A 19,868-nucleotide genomic window follows, 5' to 3' on the forward strand; every position below is an offset into this window, starting at 1 on the left:
TGCCCAATCGAGCACCGTTCGCGGCGAACGGCCCCCCGGGGAATGGTGTCAGATCAACGGCAGGGGCGCGGCCCCGGCCCGGCCCCGGCCCGGAGCGCCCCACTCTACCGGGCCGGGAATCCTTAAGGTCAGTGCTCCGGGGCGGAGGTGACGAGTTCTGTGAGGACTCCGTGACAGTCCTTCGGGTGCAGGAAAGTGATGCGCGAGCCCATGGAACCCCTGCGCGGCTCGTCGTAGAGGACCCGTACGCCCTTGTCACGGACCGCCTGGGCGTCCCCGTCGACATCGGCGGTCCCGAAGGCGATGTGGTGGACCCCCTCGCCGTTCTTCGCGAGCCACTTGCCGACGGCGGAGTCCTCCCGTACCGGTTCGAGGAGCTGGAGGTACGAAGCCCCGCCGTCGGACGTCTCGTTGATCTTGAGCATGGCCTCGCGGACGCCCTGCTCCTCGTTGACCTCGGTGTGGAAGACCTCGAATCCGTAGGTGGCCCGGTAGAACTCGACGGTGGCGTCGAGATCGAAGCAGGCGATTCCGATGTGGTCGATTCGCGTCAGCATGGAGACAGTGCAGCGGCTCGGCGCCGGTTACGCAACGTGCGCGCGATCACACGCACGGCCGGGTGACCCCGGTGCGTACCGCTCAGTACATTGGAGTAAACCCTCGTTCACTCCTCACGCTCCACGCAAAGGGGATCAGGTCTCATGTCGGACTCGAACACCACCACCTCCGTGATCGTCGCGGGCGCCCGTACCCCCATGGGGCGGCTGCTCGGCTCGCTGAAGTCCTTCTCCGGAGCAGAGCTGGGGGGCTTCGCGATCAAGGCCGCGCTGGACCGTGCGGGGATCCGCGGCGACCAGGTGCAGTACGTGATCATGGGCCAGGTGCTCCAGGCCGGGGCGGGGCAGATCCCGGCGCGCCAGGCCGCGGTCAAGGCGGGCATTCCGATGAACGTGCCCGCGCTCACCGTCAACAAGGTCTGTCTCTCCGGGCTCGACGCGATCGCGCTCGCCGACCAGCTCATCCGCGCCGGCGAGTTCGAGGTGGTGGTCGCGGGCGGCCAGGAGTCCATGACCAACGCCCCGCACCTGCTCCCCAAGTCCCGTGAGGGCTACAAGTACGGCGCGGTCGAGCTGCTCGACTCGATGGCGTACGACGGGCTGACCGACTCGTTCGAGGAGATCGCCATGGGCGCCTCGACGGAGAAGCACAACACCCGGCTCGGCATCGCCCGCCCCGAGCAGGACGAGTTCGGCGCGCTGTCCCACCAGCGGGCCGCCGCCGCGCAGAAGAACGGGATCTTCGAGGCCGAGATCACCCCGGTCGAGATCCCGCAGCGCAAGGGCGACCCGGTGCTCTTCACCCAGGACGAGGGCATCCGCCCGGAGACCACGGTGGAGTCGCTGGCCCGGCTGCGCCCGGCCTTCGACAGGGATGGCACGATCACGGCGGGCACCTCCTCGCAGATCTCCGACGGCGCCGCGGCGGTCGTGGTGATGAGCAAGGCCAGGGCCGAGGAGCTGGGCCTGGAGTGGATCGCGGAGATCGGCGCGCACGGCAATGTGGCGGGCCCGGACAACTCGCTCCAGTCCCAGCCGTCCAACGCGATCCAGCACGCCCTGAAGAAGGAGGGCCTGTCCGTGGAGGACCTCGATCTCATCGAGATCAACGAGGCCTTCGCGGCGGTCGCGGTGCAGTCGATGAAGGACCTGGGAGTGTCCCCGGAAAAGGTGAACGTGAACGGCGGCGCGATCGCTCTCGGTCACCCGATCGGGATGTCCGGCGCGCGGCTCGTACTGCATCTCGCGCTGGAGCTGAAGCGGCGCGGTGGCGGGATCGGGGCGGCGGCGCTGTGCGGCGGGGGCGGGCAGGGGGACGCGCTGATCGTGCGGGTGGCGCGGTAGCCGTTCCATCTCGTACGTACGTACGTTCATATGCACCGCCATATGCACCGCCGAGGAATGGAGCTGGAACTGTGACGCAGGACGTCCCCCAACTGGTGGCTCAGGCGCGGGAGGGCCGCCCGCGGGCCGTGGCGCGGCTGATCTCACTGGTCGAGGGGGCGTCCCCGCAGTTGCGCGAGGTGATGGCGGCGCTGGCACCGCTCGCGGGCCGGGCGTATGTCGTCGGGATCACCGGATCGCCGGGTGTCGGCAAGTCGACATCCACCTCGGCGCTGGTCACCGCGTACCGCCGGGCAGGCAAGCGGGTCGCGGTGCTCGCGGTCGACCCCTCGTCCCCCTTCTCCGGGGGCGCGCTGCTCGGTGACCGGATCCGGATGTCCGAGCACGCCTCGGACCCGGGCGTCTACATCCGCTCGATGGCCACCCGGGGCCACCTCGGCGGGCTGGCCTGGGCGGCCCCGCAGGCGATCCGGGTGCTGGACGCGGCGGGCTGCGACGTGATCCTGGTGGAGACGGTCGGGGTCGGCCAGTCGGAGGTGGAGATCGCCTCCCAGGCCGACACCTCGGTGGTGCTGCTGGCGCCGGGCATGGGCGACTCCATCCAGGCGGCGAAGGCCGGGATCCTGGAGATCGGCGATGTGTACGTGGTCAACAAGGCGGACCGCGACGGCGCCGACGCGGCCGTCCGCGAGCTGAACCACATGCTCGGCCTGGGCGAGGCCCGGATTCCGGGCGACTGGCGCCCGCCGATCGTGAAGACGGTGGCGGCGCGCGGGGAGGGCATCGACGAGGTGGTCGAGTCGCTGGAGAAGCACCGGGCGTGGATGGAGGAGCACGACGTCCTCACCCGCCGCCGCGTCGCGCGGGCGGCGGGTGAGGTGGAGACGATCGCGGTGACGGCCCTCCGCACCCGCATCGCGGACCTCCACGGCGACCGCAGACTGGCGGCGCTGGCGGAACGCGTGGTGGCGGGCGAACTGGACCCGTACGGCGCGGCGGACGAGCTGGTGACGGGGCTGACGGAGAGCTGAGACGGGGGTTCGGCTACGCGGCGCGGGCCGGTCCGGTGGGTGGTGCCGGGTGCCGGGGCCTCCGTAGGTACATGCCCGGACGGCATGCTGTGTTTTCCCCGGGGGACACCCCCGGCCCCCGTACGCCGCGTGCGGGATGGGTCACTTTCGGCCGTGGGCCGCGAAATTCCGGTGCGGGCCGCAAAAGCAAGCCCGTCCGGCGATTGAGGACGGAACCGCCGGCCCGGTCGCGCCGCCCGCCCCGGCACCGCAGTCAGAAGGGCTGAAGCTCCGCGATCAGAAGGGCTGAAGCTCCGCGACGAGCCGGGCTGCTAGGTTCACCCGTATGCAGTTCCTCCCTCGTGCGTAGGGCACCACGATCGTCCGTGACGGCAGCAGCCGTCGCGGCGCTTCGGTGTCCCTGTACGGCTGCGGCGCCCCGTTTGTGCGTCGCCCTCTCCGAGGAACCTCATGTCTTCGTACGCCGCTGTTCTGCGGACCCCGCACGCCGCGCGCGCATTCGGCGCCGCGCTGGTCGGGCGGCTCTCCTACGGAACCGTCTCGCTCTCCCTCGTACTGGCGGTGAAGGACGCCTCAAGGTCCTTCAGTGTGGCCGGTACGGCCATGGCCCTGTTCGGGGTGGCCAGCGTGTTGCTCTCGCCCGCGCGGGCCGCGCTCGTCGACCGGTATGGTCCGCGCCGGGCGCTGGTGCCGATGGCCGGGCTGTACGCCGTACTGCTCGCCGTGCTGGCGCTCGTCACCCGGGAACCCGGCACCCCGGGCCCGCTCCTGTGGGTGCTCGCCGCGCTCGCCGGGGCCTGTACGCCGCCGCTCGGGCCCACCATGCGGGCGCTGTGGAGCCAACTGCTCCCCGACCGGAGCATGGTGCAGCGGGCCTACAGTCTCGACGGGGTGGCCGAGGAACTGCTTCTCGTCTCCGGACCGCTTCTCGTCGGGGTCCTCGTGGCGTACGCGGAGCCCGCCGCCGGGGTCGCGCTCAGCGCGGTGCTCGTGCTGGCGGGGACGCTCGGGCTCGTCTTTTCGCCCGTGCCGTTCGCGGCGGGGACCCGGGCGGTACGCGCGAAGCGTGCCGGGGCCCGGCCCGGACCGCGTGGCCTCGGACAGCCCGTGCTGGCCGCCGCCGGGGTCGGGCTCTGTCTGGGCGCGCTCGACCTGCTGGCGATCGCCTTCACGGAGGACCACCATCAGCCGGGCGCGGTCGCCTGGGTCCTGGCCGTGCTCTCGGCCGGCAGTGTGGTCGGCGGGCTCGTCAACGGCGCCGTCACCTGGCGGCTGCCTGCCCGGCCACGGCTCGCCCTGCTCTGCGCCGCTCTCGGGCTCGCGCTCGCGGCGGCCGGGCTCGCGCCGAACGTGTACGCGCTCGGCGCGGCAGTCGCGGTGGCCGGACTGTTCGTCGCCCCCGCGCTGACCACCGCCTATCTGATCGCGGACGAGGCCGCCGCCCCCGGCACCCGTACGCAGGCCGGTGCCTGGGTCAACACGGCTGTGAACGCCGGGATTTCGGGCGGTACGGCGGCCGTCGGCGTACTGGTCGGCCGACTGCCGCTCGCCCTCTGCTTCGCGCTGGCGGCCCTGCCGGCGCTGCTCTGCGTGGCCACGGCGCTGCGCACGGGGCCGCCCAACCGCCCGGCCGTTGTGGCCGGGCGGCAGGGGACGCTTGGCTGATCAGTCGTCCTGACCGTCGTCGTCGCCCCCGTCGTCATGGTGATCGTCGTCGTGGCCGCGGCGGTCGTCGTCCTGGTTCCGCCGGTCGTCGCTGCGGTCGTCGTCGTGGTCCGTCGTGACCTTGCCCGTGCGCGGGTGGACGTTCAGGCCGCGGGTGCGGCCGTCCTCGGTGCGTACGGTGACCTCCCAGTGGTCGGTGCGGTCGTCGCCGTCGTCTTCCCGCTCGACCGAAGTCACCGTGCCGGGGACCTTCTTCAGCGCCGCGGCCGCCGCCTGACTCGCCGTCAGAGCCGCTGTCGGGGTGGCTGTCGGGCTCGACGAACCGGGCACCGGCACCGGCAGTGTCGCCGTCCCTGTGCTCGTCGCGGTACGGGGCGTGCTGCCGTCGTCGTCGCCCACGGCGACCGCCGTGTACGTTCCGCCGCCGATCAGAGCCGCCACGGCGATGGCGGCGATGATGAGATTGCGCTTCATGAGGTCCTCCCCGGTCGGTTCAACTGCCAACGCCCTCAATGTCGCCAACCGAAGCTGAAGGCAGCCTGAAGCGACCTGAAGAGATCTTCAGGTTCCGTTTGGGAAGGTGGGGGCATGCGCTTGCTGATCGTGGAGGACGAGAGGCGGCTCGCGGTGTCGCTGGCCAAGGGGCTGAGGGCCGAGGGCTTCGCCGTGGATGTCGTGCACGACGGCCTCGAAGGACTGCACCGGGCGGGGGAGGGCGTGTACGACCTGGTCGTCCTGGACATCATGCTGCCCGGTATGAACGGTTACCGCGTCTGCGCCGCCCTGCGCGCCGCCGGCAACGACGTACCGATCCTGATGCTCACCGCGAAGGACGGCGAGTACGACGAGGCGGAGGGGCTCGACACGGGCGCCGACGACTATCTGACCAAGCCGTTCTCGTACGTCGTGCTCGTCGCGCGGGTCAAGGCACTGCTGCGGAGGCGCGGTTCGGCCGGTGCCTCGCCCGTACTGCGGGCCGGCGGGCTGGCCATCGACACCGCGGCCCGCCGGGTCTTCCGGGACGGGGCCGAAGTGGCGCTGACGGCCAAGGAGTTCGCCGTACTGGAACAACTCGCGGTACGGGCGGGAGAGGTGGTCGGCAAGCCGCAGATCCTGGAGCACGTCTGGGACTTCGCGTATGACGGCGACCCGAACATCATCGAGGTGTACATCAGCGCCCTGCGCCGCAAGATCGGAGCTGCCGCCATCCAGACGGTGCGCGGTGCCGGCTACCGGCTGGTGTCGTCGTGAGCGCCGGAAGACGTCCGTCGTCGGCTTCCGTACGCCCCTTCGGTTCCGTACGGGCCAAGACCTCGCTGGGTGCCACGGCCGTCGTGGCGGTCGCGCTCGTGGCCGCCGGGATCGCGGTCCTTCTCTCGCTCCGCGCGAATCTCACCGGCCAGGCCGACCGGGAGGCCGACTCCGCGGCACGCGATGTCGCCCTGGACATTGCCTCCCGGGTCCCCGGCCGGACGTCGTACCGGGATCTCGAACTCCCGGAGACCGACAACCATCCGGTGCAGGTCACCACCCAGGACGGCCGGCTGCTGGCGATGGGCGAGGACCTGGAGCGGATCAGCGGTACGGGGGTGCCCGCCGCCACGGTCGTACCGGCCCCCTCCGCCCCGCCGCCGGGCGGACCGGTCGACGACCACGGGGACGACAGCGGGAACGACGACGGAGATGACGACGGCGAGGGCGGCGACGACCACGGGGGCCGTGCCGATCCCGCCGTCGGCGAGATCGGCGACATCACCGAACACACCTCGGGTACCGCCACCGTCGACGGCACGGCCGGCGACTACCGCTTCGCCACCATCGCCGTGACCGACGGCTCCGGCACGACCGTCGTCGTCCACGCCGGCGCCTCGCTGGCCGCCCGGGACACCGCCGTCGGCACGGCCGCCGTGGCGATGCTGCTGGGGCTGCCCGTCCTGCTGCTGGTCGTCGGGGGAGTGACCTGGCTGGTGACCCGGCGGGCGCTCCGGCCCGTGGAGGGCATCCGGCGCGAGATGGCGGCCATCACCGCGTCCGAGGACCTGTCCAGGCGGGTGCCGGAGCCCGCCGCCCATGACGAGGTGGCCCGGCTGGCCCGTACGACCAATGAGACGCTCACCGCGCTGGAGGCGGCCGTCGACCGGCAGCGCCGGTTTGTCGCGGACGCCTCGCACGAACTGCGCAGCCCCATCGCCTCCCTCCGTACCCAGCTCGAAGTCGGCGACGCGCACCCGGAGTTGCTGGACGTACCGGGCGCGGTCGCGGACACCGTACGGCTTCAGCGGCTCGCCGCCGATCTGCTGCTGCTGGCCCGGCTGGACGCGGGGGAGCGGCCGGGGCAGAGCCGGCTCGATCTGGGCGCGCTGGTCCGCGAGGAGGTCTCGCAGCGGACCCCGGACACCATCCCGGTCGCACTCGACGTCGGGAAAGGCCTCGAAGTCGCCGGATCACGCGGTCAGTTGGCCCGGGTGCTCGGCAATCTCCTCGACAACGCCCAGCGCCACGCACGCGGTTCGGTACGGGCGTCCGTGCACCGGGCGGCGGACGGGCGGGTGGTGCTCGCGGTCACCGACGACGGTGCCGGGGTGCCGGTGGCGGAGCGCGAGCGGATCTTCGAACGGTTCGTACGGCTCGACGAGGCCCGGGGCCGCGACGACGGCGGCGCCGGACTCGGCCTCGCCATCGCCCGAGATGTGGCCGAACGCCACGGCGGCACCCTCAAAGCCACCAACTCCCCCAAAGGCGGAGCCCACTTCGAACTCCGCCTCCCGCCTGCCTAGCGGACTTCGCTCCGTTCCGCTGGCTGTCACCGAGTGGCGCTGTCCCGGTGGCGTGCCCATGCCTCGGCCGCCGTTTCCATCCGTCGCGTCCACGGATCAGGGTCGGCGCTCGCGATGTGCTGCCAGAGGCGTGCGCTGGCGTCTGCGAAGGCGTTTACGGCTGCCTTCGGTGCCTCTGTCCAGGCAGGAAGCGCGGCAACACAGGACTCTGCCTGGGGTGCGGTGTGGCCTCCGGCGATGAGCCAGATGATCCACAGGGCCGGGTCGATCCATCCGGCGCCCCGGGTGGCCCATGCCCAGTCCACGAGGAGAGTGCTCCGGTCATGGACGAGGACGTTGGTGTTGTGCCAGTCGGTGTGCAACAGCCGGTCTCCGGCGAAGAGTTCCGGGGTGTCACTGTAGGCGGCCATCCGGTCCGGCATGGACTTGAGGGGCACATCCGGACAGGGCACTTGCCCGAGATGGCGCAGCATGTTTGCCACCAGCGGCACGTCCGGCGACCCCGGCGCGTAGTCGGCGTGACGGCCGTCCACGGCCTCGAACCCCAGGAGGTCCCACCCAGCCGGTCGCAGGCGCCACAGCAGACGCGGGGCGATGCCCTGGACATGTGGGTTGATCTCCGCTTCGCGCTGCTGGGTCCAGACCCGGGGGTGGTCGGCGCGCAGGCCCTTGACGAAGACGGTGCCGCCCTCGGTGTGGACGCGGGCGGCGATCTCGCTGTTGAACCCGGAGCCCACAGGCTCGGTCTTCGCCACGGGTCCCGTGGTGTCCGCGATGGCGGCCAGTACGTCGGCGGGCAGGTCGGTCAGGCGGTCGGTCGGCATGGTGGGAGCCTCCCATGGAACGGCGCAGGGCCATGGCGCTCACCATGGCCCTGGCCTGTCCGGTTACCCGGTGCGGGCGGGTGTCAGCGGTACGGGTTGTCGTCGTTGCATCCCGGCTGGGACGCAGAGGTGTAGGTCTCCACGTCCTCGATGACACTCACCTCTTCGGGGTCCTCGGCGGTGCGGGTCGGTGCGAGTTCGACCATGACGGTCATGACGCGGTCTCCTTCATTCCGTGCTGGCAGTAGCTGTGCAGTGGTGCCTTCGCCTCCTGGAAGACCTTGGCCATCGGCCGACAGACCCGGCAGGTGCTGGAGAGCTGACAGCCGCTGCATCCTCCGGTGCGAAGCATGAGGGAATCGGCGATCGAGCCCAGCCGGGCAAGCCCGGCCACGCCCTCGGTGGGAAGGTCGATGTTCGGCTCACGGCCCACCTTGCAGATGGACGCCCGGCCGAACGGGTCGGCGTGGAAGAACGTGTGACCGGCCGGACAACCCGTGAACGGCGCCCTGTGAGTCAGATGCTCCGGCGACTGTGACGGCAGGGTCTCCGCGCCCCCGTGGATGGTCGGGGAGATGTTGGCGTACTCCCGGTACGGCAAGCCGAGCCGGTCTGCCCAGGCGCGCATGGCGTCGGCCTCGTGGGCGTTGCGGTTGGTGATGATCAGGCTGAGATCGATGTTCAGCCCTGCGGCCACGGCAGCGTCCAGCCCTCGCGTGAACCGCTTGAAGGCGCCGCGCCGCCGGGTGAGCCCGTCGTACGTCTCGGCGCTCGCCCCGTACACACTCAGGGACGTCTTCGTGGGCGGCAGCGCGGTCAGCAGCTCCATCATCCGGGGCTTGGCGAGCTGGGAACCGTTGGACAACAACTCCACCTGCATACCCAGCTCGTGGGCGAGCCGGTACGCGGCGGGGAACTGCGGGTCGATCAGCGGTTCCCCGCCGGTGAGCTGGAGCCAGATCACCCCGGCGTCCCGCATCACGGTCAGCAGGCGCTCCTTGCCGTCCCAGTCCAAGCCCTCAAATCGTTTCTCACCCAGGTAGCAGTGCTCACAGTCGAAGTCGCAGCCCAGGTTGATCTCCCAGGTGGCGCGGCTGAGTTCGTAAGGTCCGGGCTCACGGACGAGGACAGCGGCGTCGGCCGGACGGCCGGAGGCGTCCACGCCCCAGACGCGGCGCGCCACATCAACGAGCCAGGCCGGTACGGGCTGCCCGCCGGCCACGGCGTCGCACAGGTCGGCGAACTTGGAGCTGCCCACCTTGACCGCGCGCCGGCTGCCCGGGCGCAGGATGAGGTGCTGGTCTTGGAGGGGCGCGGCAATCAGGTCGTGCATGGCTGCCTCCCTGGCTGGTCCGTACGGTGATGGATGGACGGCTATGGACAAGTGGGTTGGGCGGTCACCGGCTCTCTGCTCTGAGCTCGCCCCAGACGCACTTGCCCGAGTCCTCGCGATCAGTCCCCCACTGGATGGTCAAGGCATCCACCAGAGCAAGGCCGCGTCCGTGTACCTCGCTGTCCGCAGGACACCGGAGCACAGGCATGGTCCGGGACTTGTCCATGACACCGATGCGTACGCGACCATCGGCGGGGCGCGCGACGACGACCTGGATGGAGCTGTCTCGGGTGTGGTTGACGGCGTTGGCCACCAACTCGGTGACGACCAGAGCACTGTCCTCCACCACATGCTCCAAGCCCCACTCCGTCAGTGCGGTGCGCACCAGGCGGCGGGCGGCCGCGGCACTTCCTGCATCACGGGGCAGCGTCTCGGAGTAGCCGATGTGGCCGGTCGTACGGGCTGTTGCGCTCACGGTCATCAGGACCTCTGCGTGGTGTGGTGGAACCGGCGGGTGTCGCCCGCCTCCGTCGAGGGGCGGAGGCATTCGTCCTCCGTCCGGCCGCCGAACTGTCCGGGCTCGACGGCTGTGCTCAGTCAACGACCGGCAGTCACAACGTGTAAGGAACAAAGGTCGATGCGTGCAGCGAGGGGAACCGGAAATTTCCGCAGCGCTCGGTTCGTCGCAGTGCAACCGCGCGGTTACGGTGGCCGAATGGAGGGCAACCAGATCCTCAAGTCGCGCATGTCGGAATCCGGCTTCACGCAGGCGGAATTGGCCGAGGTCGTGAACGGCGACCTGCGCGCTGCCGGATACGAAGGAACTGTCAGTGACCGTACGGTCCGCAACTGGCTGACCGGAAAAACCCGCTGGCCTCACCACCGGCAGCGCGCGGCGCTAGAGGCAGTATTCAACTGCCCTGTCACCGAACTGGGCTTTGCTCCGCGAGGAGGAGACTCCTCGCGCACGGCACCACCGGAGGATCCAGTGCACCGCCGCCGTTTCATCAGTGCCTCCGCCGGAGCGGCCCTGGCCGCCACGGCCGTACCGGCCTACGGCGCGCAGACTCGCATCGGCGAGAGCGACGTGTGGCGGCTGTTCTCGAAGTTCGCCGTCCTGATCGCCAGTGATCACCGATACGGCGGCAAGCTCACCATCGAGACCCAAGCCTCAGTCCTTGCCGGTGAGGCGATAACTCTTCAAGGGCGCGGCACTGCGAGTCAGCGGGTACGTGGCGCAATCTATGGTTGTGCCGCATCTTTCATCTCCAGCGCGATGTGGGCTGCCATCGACGGCCGCCGGTTCGACGCGGCGCAACGCCACTTCGACAGGGCATCCAGCCTGGCCGCCATGTCGGGCGACTCCACGATCCAGTTCCGTATCTGGTCCCACGCCGGGAGCCTGTACCGCCACATGGGCCGACCGGCGGACGCACTCGCTGCCAACGACGTTGCCCGACGTCTGCCCATCGCCCGCCGCGACCCGCTGTTTTCCTCCCTCGGCCACGCCCGCCACGCCGCCATCCAGGGTCTGACCGGCGACGCGCGAGCCGTACGCCAGGCCCTGGGCCATGCCCAGAAGGCTCTCGAACAGGCCGACCCCGCTGAGCACCGGCCGGTGTGGATGAAAGCCTTCTACGACCAAGCCGAACTGGAGAACCTGGCCCTGGCTGCCTACCTGGCTCTCGGCGACTACGAGAGCGCCGAAGCCCACGCACACCGCAGCCTGGCCTTGCTCCGGCCCGAGATGCAGCGCACCCGCGCCATCACCACCGCCCGCCTGGCTCAATCCCAACTCGGCCAAGGCGACTTGGAACCGGCTCTAGCCACTGCCATGTCCATCCCCACCGACCCCACAGGCGAACACCCACGAGTGACCAGCATGCTGCATGACTTCGGCAACACACTGCGCCTGGCCGCACCCTCCAGCCCTCACACCCGCATCTGGGACGAGTACACCCATGACAGTCAAAGGAATCCACAGTGACGAGCGAAGGCATCGAACTGCGCCATGCCACCGGCATCGACACCGTGTGGGACACACTCATCGAGGTCTACGCAGAGGTACGTGCCGACCATCTCCACCAGCCGCACTACTCAGTGGAACGATACGGCGAACGACTCGCACGCCATGCAGCCGAACCCGGCTGGGAGACAGTCATCGGATACGACGGAGACAAGCCCGTGGGCTACGCCTACGTCAACACCATCACATCCGATGACCGCTGGTGGCGCCGAATGACCACGCCCCTGCCCAAAGACGTCACAGACCGGCCCACCATCGCACTCAAAGAAATCATGCTGCGGGAGCCATGGCGCGGCACCGGCACCGCCCGGCACATCCACGACGAACTGCTCGCCGCCCGGCCCGAGGAGCAAGTGACCCTCCTGGTCAACCCACTCGCCGGAAACGGCAAAGTCAAAGCCTTGTACGAGCGCTGGGGCTACCAGGAGATCAGCACCCAGCAGCCCTCAGCAGACGGACCAGTCCTCACAGCCATGCTGCGCGCCATCCGTGAGCCGACCGCGGGGGAATAGCGCCTACGGCGGCCGCTCCTGTACGTAGCCGCCGACGAGGCGCATCTTGCGGCTTCTTCGAACTAAAAATCAGAGCTTTCCGCGCCGCCCGCGTAGGTGGTCCGCCACCGGTGTCAGTGACTCCCGCAACTGCGTCAGCGCCTCCGGGGACAGCAGGTCGATGAAGTGCTTCCGTACCGACGCCACATGGTGCGGTGCCACCTTGCGCATCGTTTCCATGCCGTGGTCCGTCAGTACCGCGTACAGCCCCCGCCGGTCCGACTCGCAGTGTTCCCTGCGGACCAGTTCCGCCGCTTCCATCCTGGTGATCTGGTGCGAGAGCCGGCTCTTGGACTGGAGCGTGGTGGCCGCGAGGTCACTCATCCGCATGCGCCGTTCCGCCGACTCCGAGAGATTCACCAGGATCTCGTAGTCGTTCATGGTCAGTCCGAACGGCTGCAGATCCTTCTCCAACTGGTGCGTCAGCAGCTTGTTGACATCGAGGTGGGTGCGCCAGGCGCACTGTTCCCCGTCGGTCAGCCAGCGGGTGGCGGTCTCGGTCTCCATGTATGGATTCTACCTAAGAAGTTGAATTCTGTACAAATCTTGCGCAGGCGACTGCACGGGGTGACGCCGCGCACCGGCGTTCGACGTCACACTCCGCAGCCTATCGGTCACAGACCGAAGCGATCACAGGCCGAAGCGACGCTGGAGATCCCCGAGCTGCCCGGGCAGCCTCGGCGCCGCCCCCTGGCCCGGCTGGCCGTGGCCCGGTGCGGGGGCGCCGCCGCCCGGGACCCCCGGCTCGTGCGGCACCGCGCCCGTCGCCTGCTCCGCCATCAGCATCTCGGTCGACTGGAGCAGCACCGTACCCGCTCCGACGAACTCGAACTGGTGCTCCTCGCCCGAGGTGCCCCCGATCCCTGTCAGCGAGCGCAGCCCGCCCATCACCCCGGTCATATAGCCGTGGTCGTAGTGGTGGCACGGCGAGGGGCAGTCCGCCCAGCCCACCAGGGCCTGCGGATCCACCCGGATCGGGGGTTCCATGAAGACCACCGGACCGTTCGAGGCCGCCACGAACTTCCCCGTACCGATCAGTGTCAGAAAGCCCGGCACGATCGACTGCTTCAGCGCCAGCGACGGCTGGTACGCCAGCAGATTCCCGGAGCGGATCGTCAGATTGCCGTCCTCCAGGTCGTACGAATTGACGTCGAAGGCCCGGTCGGCGAGCAGCATCTTGCCGCTGCCCTCCGCCACCACCCAGTCGCTCGCGTGCAGCGGCGAGTGGAAGCTCGTACGCAGCAGCCGGTCGAAGCGGCCGTGCCCGATCCCGTTGAAGTCGATCCGCCCGTAGTAGGCGATCATCTTCCCCTTCTGGAGGAACCACTGGCTCCCCTTCAACTCCACACAGAAGGTGTACGCGTTGACGTTGTCGTCGCTGGGCAGCGTCATCGGGTCATGGATCACGGGCGCGCTCACAGCTTCTCCTCCGACGCCTGGACGTACACCGCACCGCTGCCGCTCAGTTCGAGCTGGAACGCCTCGCCCGAGCCGCGCCCCACCATGTCGCGCCAGCCGAGCGCCGTGGAGAGCTTGTTCCGTACCTCGCCATGGTGCGCGACATACGCCTGGGGATCCACATGGACATCCCTGCCGGGGCTGATCGGCACCTCGATCACCCCGCCGTGCGCCATCACCGCGACCGCGCCGTGCCCCTTGAGCGTCGTGGTGAACAGCCCCTGGCCGGTCACCTGGCCGCGCACCATGCCCATGACCCCGCCCTGCGAGCCCATGAACATCGTGCCCTGCTGGAGCGTCCCGTCGAAGGCGAGCAGCCGGTCGGCCTCGACATACAGGGTGTCCCCGGCGAGATTGATGACCTGGATGTGATGGCCGCCGTGGCCGAACAGCACCGTACCGCTGCCCTCCACCGTCATCAGCGGCGTCGCCTCATTGGCCACCCGCCGGCCGATCATCGACATCAGCCCGCCCTGGCCGCCCTGCATGTTCGGGGTGAAGCTGACCTCGCCCTTGTACGCGAGCATCGCGCCGCGCTGGCTGAACATCTTCTGGCCGGGCGCCACCGTCGCCTCGACCATCTTCGAGTTGATCTCGCGGAACGGCATCACACATCGCCCCCGACCGTATTGCGCTCGCTGGGCTGTACGTACACGAGTCCGTCGCCCTCGAAGCGGATCTGGAAGGCCTCGCCGCCGCCCTCGCCCATGAGGGTGCGGAAGGTCACCCCCGCCTGGAAGTGCTGCTGGAGATTGCCCTGATGGGCGATGTACGCGCCGGGGTCGACCGAGAGCGGGTACTGCGGGGTCACGCGCAGGACCACCGCCGGGCCGTCCGACATGATCGCGGCCTGGCCCATGCCCTCGACGGTCGTGGTGAACAGACCGTTGCCGGTCGCGCCGCCGCGCAGCCCGGTGAAGGTCGTACCGGTCCGCAGCCCGGCGTCCGTGCAGAGCAGATTGCTCGCCTCGACATAGAGCTTGTCGCCGTGCAGCGACACGAGGTTGATCTCGCTCGCCCGGTCGGCGAAATAGCAGGTGCCCTGGCCCCTCACCTCCATGACGGTCATCTGTTCACCGGTGAGGCGGCGCGTCACCATCCCGCGCAGGCCCTCACCGCCGCCGGACATCTTCTTGAACGCCATCTGGCCGTCGTACGCGACCATCGAGCCGTTCTTCGCCTTGACGGCGTCGCCGGACATGTCCACGGCGAGCACCTTGCTGCCTTGCAGTCGGAACTGAGCCACGGATCGAAGGTAATGGGCCGAGGAGGGTACGAACAGGTCTTTCCGTCCCGAAGGCGTTCTGGCGGCGTACCACCCTCGTAACGGTCGGGCAAAACCGGGCTGCCACAATGGTCCCGCTTGTGCGCGCGTTCACAAGATCGCGCGGCCCTGCCCCGGCGCTGCCCTCCGGCGACCGGCGCCGCCCCCCGACGAGTTCGCCCGGCTGTTCCCCGGACGAGTTCCCCCGACGACAAAGGTGCCTGCCTCGTGGACATCAAGACCGCCTCCTCCCTCCACCGACTCCGTCTGGTCTCCGCCCCCGAGGCCGTGTCCTTCCTGCTGCTGCTCGTCTGCTCGGTGCTCAAGCGCACGACGGACTTCAACGCGGTGCCCGTGATGGGCGCGGTCCACGGCCTGCTCTTCATCCTGTACGTGATCTTCTGGCTGGACGCGTGGAACCGCACCAAGTGGTCCTTCGGGACGGCGGCCCTCTACTTCGTCCTCTCCGTCCTGCCGACCGGCGGCTTCTTCGCGGAGCGCAAGCTCAAGCGCGCGGCCGAGGACGAGGTCGTCGCCTCCCGCGCCCGCCGTGAAGACAGCGAGGACCGCGAGGACCGCGAAGGTACGGTGAAGGCATGATCGTCGCCTTTTCCGTCTCCCCGCTGGGTGTGGGGGAGGACGTCGGCGAGTACGTCGCCGACGCCGTCCGGGTGGTCCGTGAATCCGGGCTGCCGAACCGTACCGACGCCATGTTCACCTCGGTCGAGGGCGAGTGGGACGAGGTGATGGACGTGGTCAAGCGGGCCGTCGCGGCGGTCGAGGCGCGGGCGCCGCGGGTCTCGCTGGTGCTCAAGGCGGACATCCGGCCGGGGGTCACGGACGGGCTGACGTCGAAGGTCGAGACGGTGGAGCGGCACCTGTCGGCGTAAGCGGCGTAAGCGGCGTGAGGTTCCGTACGCCTGCCTGTGCCTGAGCCACCGGGCACGGGCCGGGCGGCCGGACGCCGGCCCGGCGAGCGCCAGGCATGGGCCCTCCGAGTCTGCGGCCCCGCCAGGGGTACGCGCCACCGCCCGCGCCCGTACGCGGTAACGCCCCGGCCCCGAACCGCCCGCACGGACGACCCCCGGTCGACACGCCGGTCGATATCCCGTTCTGTGGGGATATCGACCTCGCGACCTCTGGAGGCACCGTGCGGTCCGACGGCTACGACTCCAACCCCGACGACTCCGACGGCTACGACTACGACTTCTACAGCAGCCTCGCCGGTCCCCTGACGGAGCCGGTGGGGCCGGAAAGGCCGGGCGGACCGGACACCAGCCTCGCGTACCGCGTGCGCTACCGCAGTCTGCTCGCCCGTGAACCCCACCGGATACGCGCGGTCCTGCTGATGGCCCTCGCCCCGGTGCTCTCCGGCGCCCTCCTCGTCTATCTGGTCTGGCCCACCCACCGGACCCGGCGCGAGGGCGGCGAGCGCTGGCTGGTCGCCTTCGACCAGGTGATGCTCGGCTCGATCGGGCTGATCTCCCTGTTCATGCTCGTCAACGTCACCTCGGTCGCCCACGCCACGATGGTCGCCAGGGACCCCATACCCGTGCCCGCGGAGGCGGGTACCAGGGTCGCGTTCCTCACCACGTACGTACCGGGCAAGGAGCCGCTGTCCATGGCGCGCGGCACGCTCGAAGGAGCGGTACGGCTGCGCCACTGCGGCCCGCTCGACGTATGGCTGCTCGACGAGGGCGACGACAGCGAGGCCAGGGCGCTCTGCGAGGAGCTGGGTGTCCGTCACTTCACCCGGAACGGGGTGCCGGAGTGGAATCAGCAGAAGGGCGCGCACAAGGCACGTACCAAACACGGCAACTACAACGCGTGGATCGCGATGCACGGCGACGAGTACGACTTCTTCGCCTCCGTCGACACCGACCACATACCGCTCCCCAACTACCTGGAGCGGATGATGGGTTACTTCCGCGATCCGGATGTGGCCTTCGTCGTGGGCCCCCAGGTGTACGGCAACTACACCTCACCGGTCACCAAGGCCGCCGAGTCGCAGCAGTTCCTCTTCCACGCGCTGATCCAGCGCGCCGGAAACCGCTACCACGCACCGATGTTCGTCGGCACCAACAATGTCGTACGGATCAGCGCGGTCAAGCAGATCGGCGGTCTGTACGACTCGATCACCGAGGACATGGCCACGGGCTTCGAACTGCACCGCAGGCTCAACCCCCGTACCGGCCGCTACTGGCGCTCCGTCTACACCCCCGACGTACTCGCCGTCGGCGAGGGCCCGGCCTCCTGGACCGACTTCTTCACCCAGCAGCTCCGCTGGTCCCGGGGGACGTACGAGACGCTCTTCACGCAGTACTGGAAGGCGCCCTTCCGGATGCCGCCGGGCCGGCTGCTCAGCTACACGCTGATGCTCGTCTACTACCCGATGACCGCGGTCAACTGGCTGCTGGGCATTCTGAGCTGCGTCCTGTTCCTCTGGCTCGGCGCCTCCGGCACCCAGGTCTCCTCGGCGGTCCTGCTGATGCTGTACAGCGACGCCGCCGCCCTCCAGATCGGCCTCTACCTCTGGAACCGGCGCCACAACGTCTCCCCCCACGAGCCAGAGGGCTCGGGCGGGCTGGCCGGGATGGCGATGTCCGCGCTCTCCGCGCCGATCTACCTCCGGTCGCTCGGCTCGGCCGTGATCCGCACCCGCGGCAGCTTCGTCGTCACCCCCAAGGGCGGCAGCGCCAGCCCCGACCGGCTGATGACCTTCCGGCTGCATCTCTACTGGGCCGGTCTGCTGGTCGCCTCGCTGATCGCGTCCGTGTTCCTGGACCACACGCACGCGGCGATGCGCACCTGGGCCCTGCTGGCTCTCGCCATCGCGCTCGCGCCCGTCGCCGTCTGGGGCTGGACCACCTGGCGCGCGGAGGTTCGCCGTAAGGCCGCGGCGCCGAGCGGGACCGTCACCGTGCCCGCCTCCGAGCCGGGCGAGGAGCCCGAGCCGGCACTCGCGACGACCAGCGGGAACTGACGAGGCGACCGACCGGCGACGAGCGGCGACAGACCGGCGACCGGGGGCATGTGACCGACGACCGGAGGGAACCGACCCATGACCTCCCACGCGTACCGACCGACGAAGAAGTTCAAGAAGACCCTGCTGGGCGGCGGGGCCCTGGTCCTGCTCACCGGCCTCAACGCCCCCGCCGCCGTCTCCTTCGCCCAGGAGACCTACCACGCGTACAAGATCTCCCAGCCGGGCTACAAGCGGCAGTACGGCTCCTGGGCACTGCTCGACGTCCCCCCTGAGTACCGTACGAACGCCATCCACGCGGCCCTGTTGCACACCGGCAAGGTGCTGCTCATCGCCGGATCCGGCAACAACCAGAAGAAGTTCGACGCGGGCTCGTTCGACACGGTCCTGTGGAATCCGGCCGACAACACGTTCAAGAAGATCCCCACCCCGGAGGACTTCTTCTGCTCCGGCCACTCCCAGCTCCCGGACGGACGGCTGCTGGTGGCGGGCGGCACGGCGCGGTACGAGGTGCTCGACGGCGGGATACGGCGGGCCGGCGGCGGTATGCGCGTCAAGAACGAGAACCCGGACCGGTCGTACACCTTCAAGAAGGGCACCCGCTTCCGCTCCCCGTCGGGCGTCGAGTACGTCAGCACCGCCGATGTGACCGTGCCGAGGGCCAAGAAGCAGCTCCAGGCCGGATACGGCAAGGGCGACCGGATGCAGCCCTGGCGCACCAAGGTCACCGCCGGCGAGGCACGGGTCTTCGTGGAGGCGGTCAAGGAAGGCCCGCAGGCGCTGACCACCCAGGCCGCGCAGTACGAGATCCTCGGCCTCAAGGGCAAGGACGCCGCCAACCTCTACGGCCTGGCGCAGAAACTCACCACGGAGAAGCAGGACTTCCAGGGCATCAGATCGGCGTACGAATTCGACCCCACGGCCGAGAAGTACATCCGGGTGGACCCGATGAAGGAGGCCCGCTGGTACCCGACCCTCGTCGGCCTGGAGGACGGCAAGGTGCTGGCCGTCTCCGGGCTGGACGACGTCGGCGCCGTACTCACCGGGGACAACGAGGTGTACGACCCGAAGACCAAGAAGTGGTCCAAGGGCCCCACCCGCTACTTCCCGACGTATCCCGCGCTCTTTCTGACCAAGGGCGGCAAGCTCTTCTACTCCGGCTCCAACGCGGGGTACGGACCCGCCGAGAAGGGCCGCAAGCCCGGGATCTGGGACCTCAGGAAGAACACCTTCACCGGCATCGACGGTCTTATGGACGGCGACCAGACCGAGACGTCGGCCTCGCTGATGCTCGCGCCGGTCCAGCGCCAGCGGGTGATGCTGCTGGGCGGCGGGGGCGTCGGCGAGTCGTCCAAGTCCACCTCGCGTACGGCGATCATCGACCTGAGCGAGGAGAGCCCGGCGTTCCGTGAGGGGCCCCGGCTGCCGCAGGGCACGCGCTATCTGAGCAGTGTGCTGCTCCCGGACGACACGGTGTTCACCACCGGCGGCTCCTCCGACTACCGCGGCCGCAGCGCCAGCGACATCCTCAGGGCGCAGTTCTACGACCCGGCCACCAACTCCTTCCGCCGCGCCGCCGACCCCACCGTGGGCCGCAACTACCACTCGGAGGCGCTCCTGCTCCCCGACGGGCGCGTGGCCACCTTCGGCTCGGACCCGCTCTTCGACGACGCCGACAACACCAAGCTGGGCACCTTCGAGCAGCGCATCGAGATCTACACCCCGCCCTACCTCCAGGGCGCCCGCGCCTCCGACGAGAACCGCCCGGCCCTGGCCGACGGCCCCCGCCGTACCGACGCCCACGGCCGCGCCACCTTCCGCACGGCACACCCGGACCGCATCACCAAGGCCCGCCTGATGCGCCCCAGCGCCGTCACCCACACAACGGACGTCGAACAGCGCTCGATCGAACTGAAACTCACCAGAACGAAGGACACGGTGACCATAGAAACCCCGAAGGACCGCACCCTGGTCCCCGCGGGCTGGTACATGCTCTTCGTCACGGACAAGGAAGGCACCCCGTCGGAGGCGAAGTGGCTCCTGGTGGAGTAGCCG

The 19,868-nt window shown here is 69.6% G+C and carries 21 protein-coding genes; 11 read left to right on the forward strand and 10 right to left on the reverse strand.

Going from position 1 to position 19,868, the window contains the following annotated elements; all coding sequences use genetic code 11:
• Nucleotides 1-128: 128 nt before the first annotated feature.
• Entirely contained in the window at nt 129-557 is a 429-nt protein-coding gene (gene mce, locus ACFU9P_RS14795; RefSeq protein WP_376371833.1) for a methylmalonyl-CoA epimerase, read from the reverse strand.
• Between the two features lie 144 nt (nt 558-701).
• On the opposite strand from mce, the gene ACFU9P_RS14800 reads away from it, so the two are divergent.
• The 3 genes from ACFU9P_RS14800 to ACFU9P_RS14810 all read left to right on the forward strand — a co-directional run bounded on the left by ACFU9P_RS14800 (nt 702) and on the right by ACFU9P_RS14810 (nt 4,597).
• Nucleotides 702-1,901 (forward strand): acetyl-CoA C-acetyltransferase, encoded by a 1,200-nt coding sequence (locus tag ACFU9P_RS14800; RefSeq protein ID WP_384080405.1) that lies wholly within the window; start codon nt 702-704, stop codon nt 1,899-1,901.
• Between the two features lie 71 nt (nt 1,902-1,972).
• Complete coding sequence (gene meaB / locus ACFU9P_RS14805) at nt 1,973-2,932, forward strand: methylmalonyl Co-A mutase-associated GTPase MeaB (RefSeq protein WP_384080408.1); 960 nt, start codon at nt 1,973-1,975, stop codon at nt 2,930-2,932.
• Nucleotides 2,933-3,382: 450 nt separating this feature from the next.
• The gene (locus ACFU9P_RS14810) at nt 3,383-4,597 is read left to right on the forward strand and encodes an MFS transporter (RefSeq protein ID WP_384080411.1); all 1,215 of its coding nucleotides are present in this window, start codon (nt 3,383-3,385) and stop codon (nt 4,595-4,597) included.
• Here ACFU9P_RS14810 and ACFU9P_RS14815 read toward each other — a convergent pair whose 3' ends face one another.
• Entirely contained in the window at nt 4,598-5,071 is a 474-nt protein-coding gene (locus ACFU9P_RS14815; protein ID WP_384080413.1) for a PepSY domain-containing protein, read from the reverse strand.
• Between the two features lie 114 nt (nt 5,072-5,185).
• Between ACFU9P_RS14815 and ACFU9P_RS14820 the strand changes: the two genes are divergently transcribed.
• Nucleotides 5,186-5,848, forward strand: coding sequence for a response regulator transcription factor (locus tag ACFU9P_RS14820; RefSeq protein WP_384080416.1), 663 nt, complete (start codon nt 5,186-5,188; stop codon nt 5,846-5,848).
• The gene (locus tag ACFU9P_RS14825; RefSeq protein ID WP_384080419.1) at nt 5,845-7,374 is read left to right on the forward strand and encodes an ATP-binding protein; all 1,530 of its coding nucleotides are present in this window, start codon (nt 5,845-5,847) and stop codon (nt 7,372-7,374) included. The genes ACFU9P_RS14820 and ACFU9P_RS14825 overlap by 4 nt, the downstream gene beginning before the upstream one ends.
• 26 nt (nt 7,375-7,400) lie before the next feature.
• Here the strand turns inward: ACFU9P_RS14825 and ACFU9P_RS14830 are convergent, their stop codons facing one another.
• The 4 genes from ACFU9P_RS14830 to ACFU9P_RS14845 form a co-directional block, all read right to left on the reverse strand.
• Nucleotides 7,401-8,198: an aminoglycoside phosphotransferase gene (locus tag ACFU9P_RS14830; protein WP_384080422.1), complete on the reverse strand. Its 798-nt coding sequence runs from the start codon at nt 8,196-8,198 to the stop codon at nt 7,401-7,403.
• An 83-nt stretch (nt 8,199-8,281) separates the two neighbouring features.
• Nucleotides 8,282-8,413: a hypothetical protein gene (locus ACFU9P_RS14835; protein WP_384080425.1), complete on the reverse strand. Its 132-nt coding sequence runs from the start codon at nt 8,411-8,413 to the stop codon at nt 8,282-8,284.
• On the reverse strand, nt 8,410-9,531 hold the full coding sequence (locus ACFU9P_RS14840; RefSeq protein ID WP_384080428.1) for a radical SAM protein: 1,122 nt from the start codon (nt 9,529-9,531) through the stop codon (nt 8,410-8,412). Before ACFU9P_RS14840 ends, ACFU9P_RS14835 begins: the two co-directional genes overlap by 4 nt.
• A 64-nt stretch (nt 9,532-9,595) precedes the next feature.
• The gene (locus tag ACFU9P_RS14845) at nt 9,596-10,012 is read right to left on the reverse strand and encodes an ATP-binding protein (RefSeq protein ID WP_384080431.1); all 417 of its coding nucleotides are present in this window, start codon (nt 10,010-10,012) and stop codon (nt 9,596-9,598) included.
• Between the two features lie 234 nt (nt 10,013-10,246).
• On the opposite strand from ACFU9P_RS14845, the gene ACFU9P_RS14850 reads away from it, so the two are divergent.
• Both ACFU9P_RS14850 and ACFU9P_RS14855 read left to right on the forward strand, forming a co-directional pair.
• Complete coding sequence (locus tag ACFU9P_RS14850) at nt 10,247-11,518, forward strand: XRE family transcriptional regulator (protein ID WP_384080434.1); 1,272 nt, start codon at nt 10,247-10,249, stop codon at nt 11,516-11,518.
• Nucleotides 11,515-12,069, forward strand: coding sequence for a GNAT family N-acetyltransferase (locus ACFU9P_RS14855; RefSeq protein ID WP_384080437.1), 555 nt, complete (start codon nt 11,515-11,517; stop codon nt 12,067-12,069). Before ACFU9P_RS14850 ends, ACFU9P_RS14855 begins: the two co-directional genes overlap by 4 nt.
• 69 nt (nt 12,070-12,138) lie before the next feature.
• Here the strand turns inward: ACFU9P_RS14855 and ACFU9P_RS14860 are convergent, their stop codons facing one another.
• The 4 genes from ACFU9P_RS14860 to ACFU9P_RS14875 form a co-directional block, all read right to left on the reverse strand.
• Nucleotides 12,139-12,615: a MarR family winged helix-turn-helix transcriptional regulator gene (locus ACFU9P_RS14860; RefSeq protein WP_376371813.1), complete on the reverse strand. Its 477-nt coding sequence runs from the start codon at nt 12,613-12,615 to the stop codon at nt 12,139-12,141.
• 123 nt (nt 12,616-12,738) lie between these two features.
• On the reverse strand, nt 12,739-13,527 hold the full coding sequence (locus ACFU9P_RS14865) for an AIM24 family protein (RefSeq protein ID WP_376371810.1): 789 nt from the start codon (nt 13,525-13,527) through the stop codon (nt 12,739-12,741).
• The gene (locus ACFU9P_RS14870; RefSeq protein WP_376371806.1) at nt 13,524-14,174 is read right to left on the reverse strand and encodes an AIM24 family protein; all 651 of its coding nucleotides are present in this window, start codon (nt 14,172-14,174) and stop codon (nt 13,524-13,526) included. Before ACFU9P_RS14870 ends, ACFU9P_RS14865 begins: the two co-directional genes overlap by 4 nt.
• Entirely contained in the window at nt 14,174-14,812 is a 639-nt protein-coding gene (locus tag ACFU9P_RS14875; protein ID WP_376371803.1) for an AIM24 family protein, read from the reverse strand. The genes ACFU9P_RS14870 and ACFU9P_RS14875 overlap by 1 nt, the downstream gene beginning before the upstream one ends.
• 246 nt (nt 14,813-15,058) lie before the next feature.
• On the opposite strand from ACFU9P_RS14875, the gene ACFU9P_RS14880 reads away from it, so the two are divergent.
• From ACFU9P_RS14880 to ACFU9P_RS14895, 4 genes are all read left to right on the forward strand, one after another.
• A complete protein-coding gene (locus ACFU9P_RS14880; protein WP_384080442.1) occupies nt 15,059-15,430 on the forward strand; it encodes a DUF3817 domain-containing protein in 372 nt (123 codons plus the stop codon).
• The gene (locus ACFU9P_RS14885; RefSeq protein ID WP_376371798.1) at nt 15,427-15,720 is read left to right on the forward strand and encodes an MTH1187 family thiamine-binding protein; all 294 of its coding nucleotides are present in this window, start codon (nt 15,427-15,429) and stop codon (nt 15,718-15,720) included. The genes ACFU9P_RS14880 and ACFU9P_RS14885 overlap by 4 nt, the downstream gene beginning before the upstream one ends.
• A gap of 95 nt (nt 15,721-15,815) precedes the next feature.
• Nucleotides 15,816-17,813 (forward strand): glycosyltransferase family 2 protein, encoded by a 1,998-nt coding sequence (locus tag ACFU9P_RS14890; RefSeq protein WP_384080446.1) that lies wholly within the window; start codon nt 15,816-15,818, stop codon nt 17,811-17,813.
• Nucleotides 17,814-17,891: 78 nt separating this feature from the next.
• A complete protein-coding gene (locus ACFU9P_RS14895; RefSeq protein ID WP_384080449.1) occupies nt 17,892-19,865 on the forward strand; it encodes a galactose oxidase-like domain-containing protein in 1,974 nt (657 codons plus the stop codon).
• Nucleotides 19,866-19,868 lie beyond the last annotated feature (3 nt).

Origin of the sequence: Streptomyces sp. NPDC057617 (assembly GCF_042800555.1) — a bacterium.
In the GTDB taxonomy this organism is placed as follows: domain Bacteria; phylum Actinomycetota; class Actinomycetes; order Streptomycetales; family Streptomycetaceae; genus Streptomyces.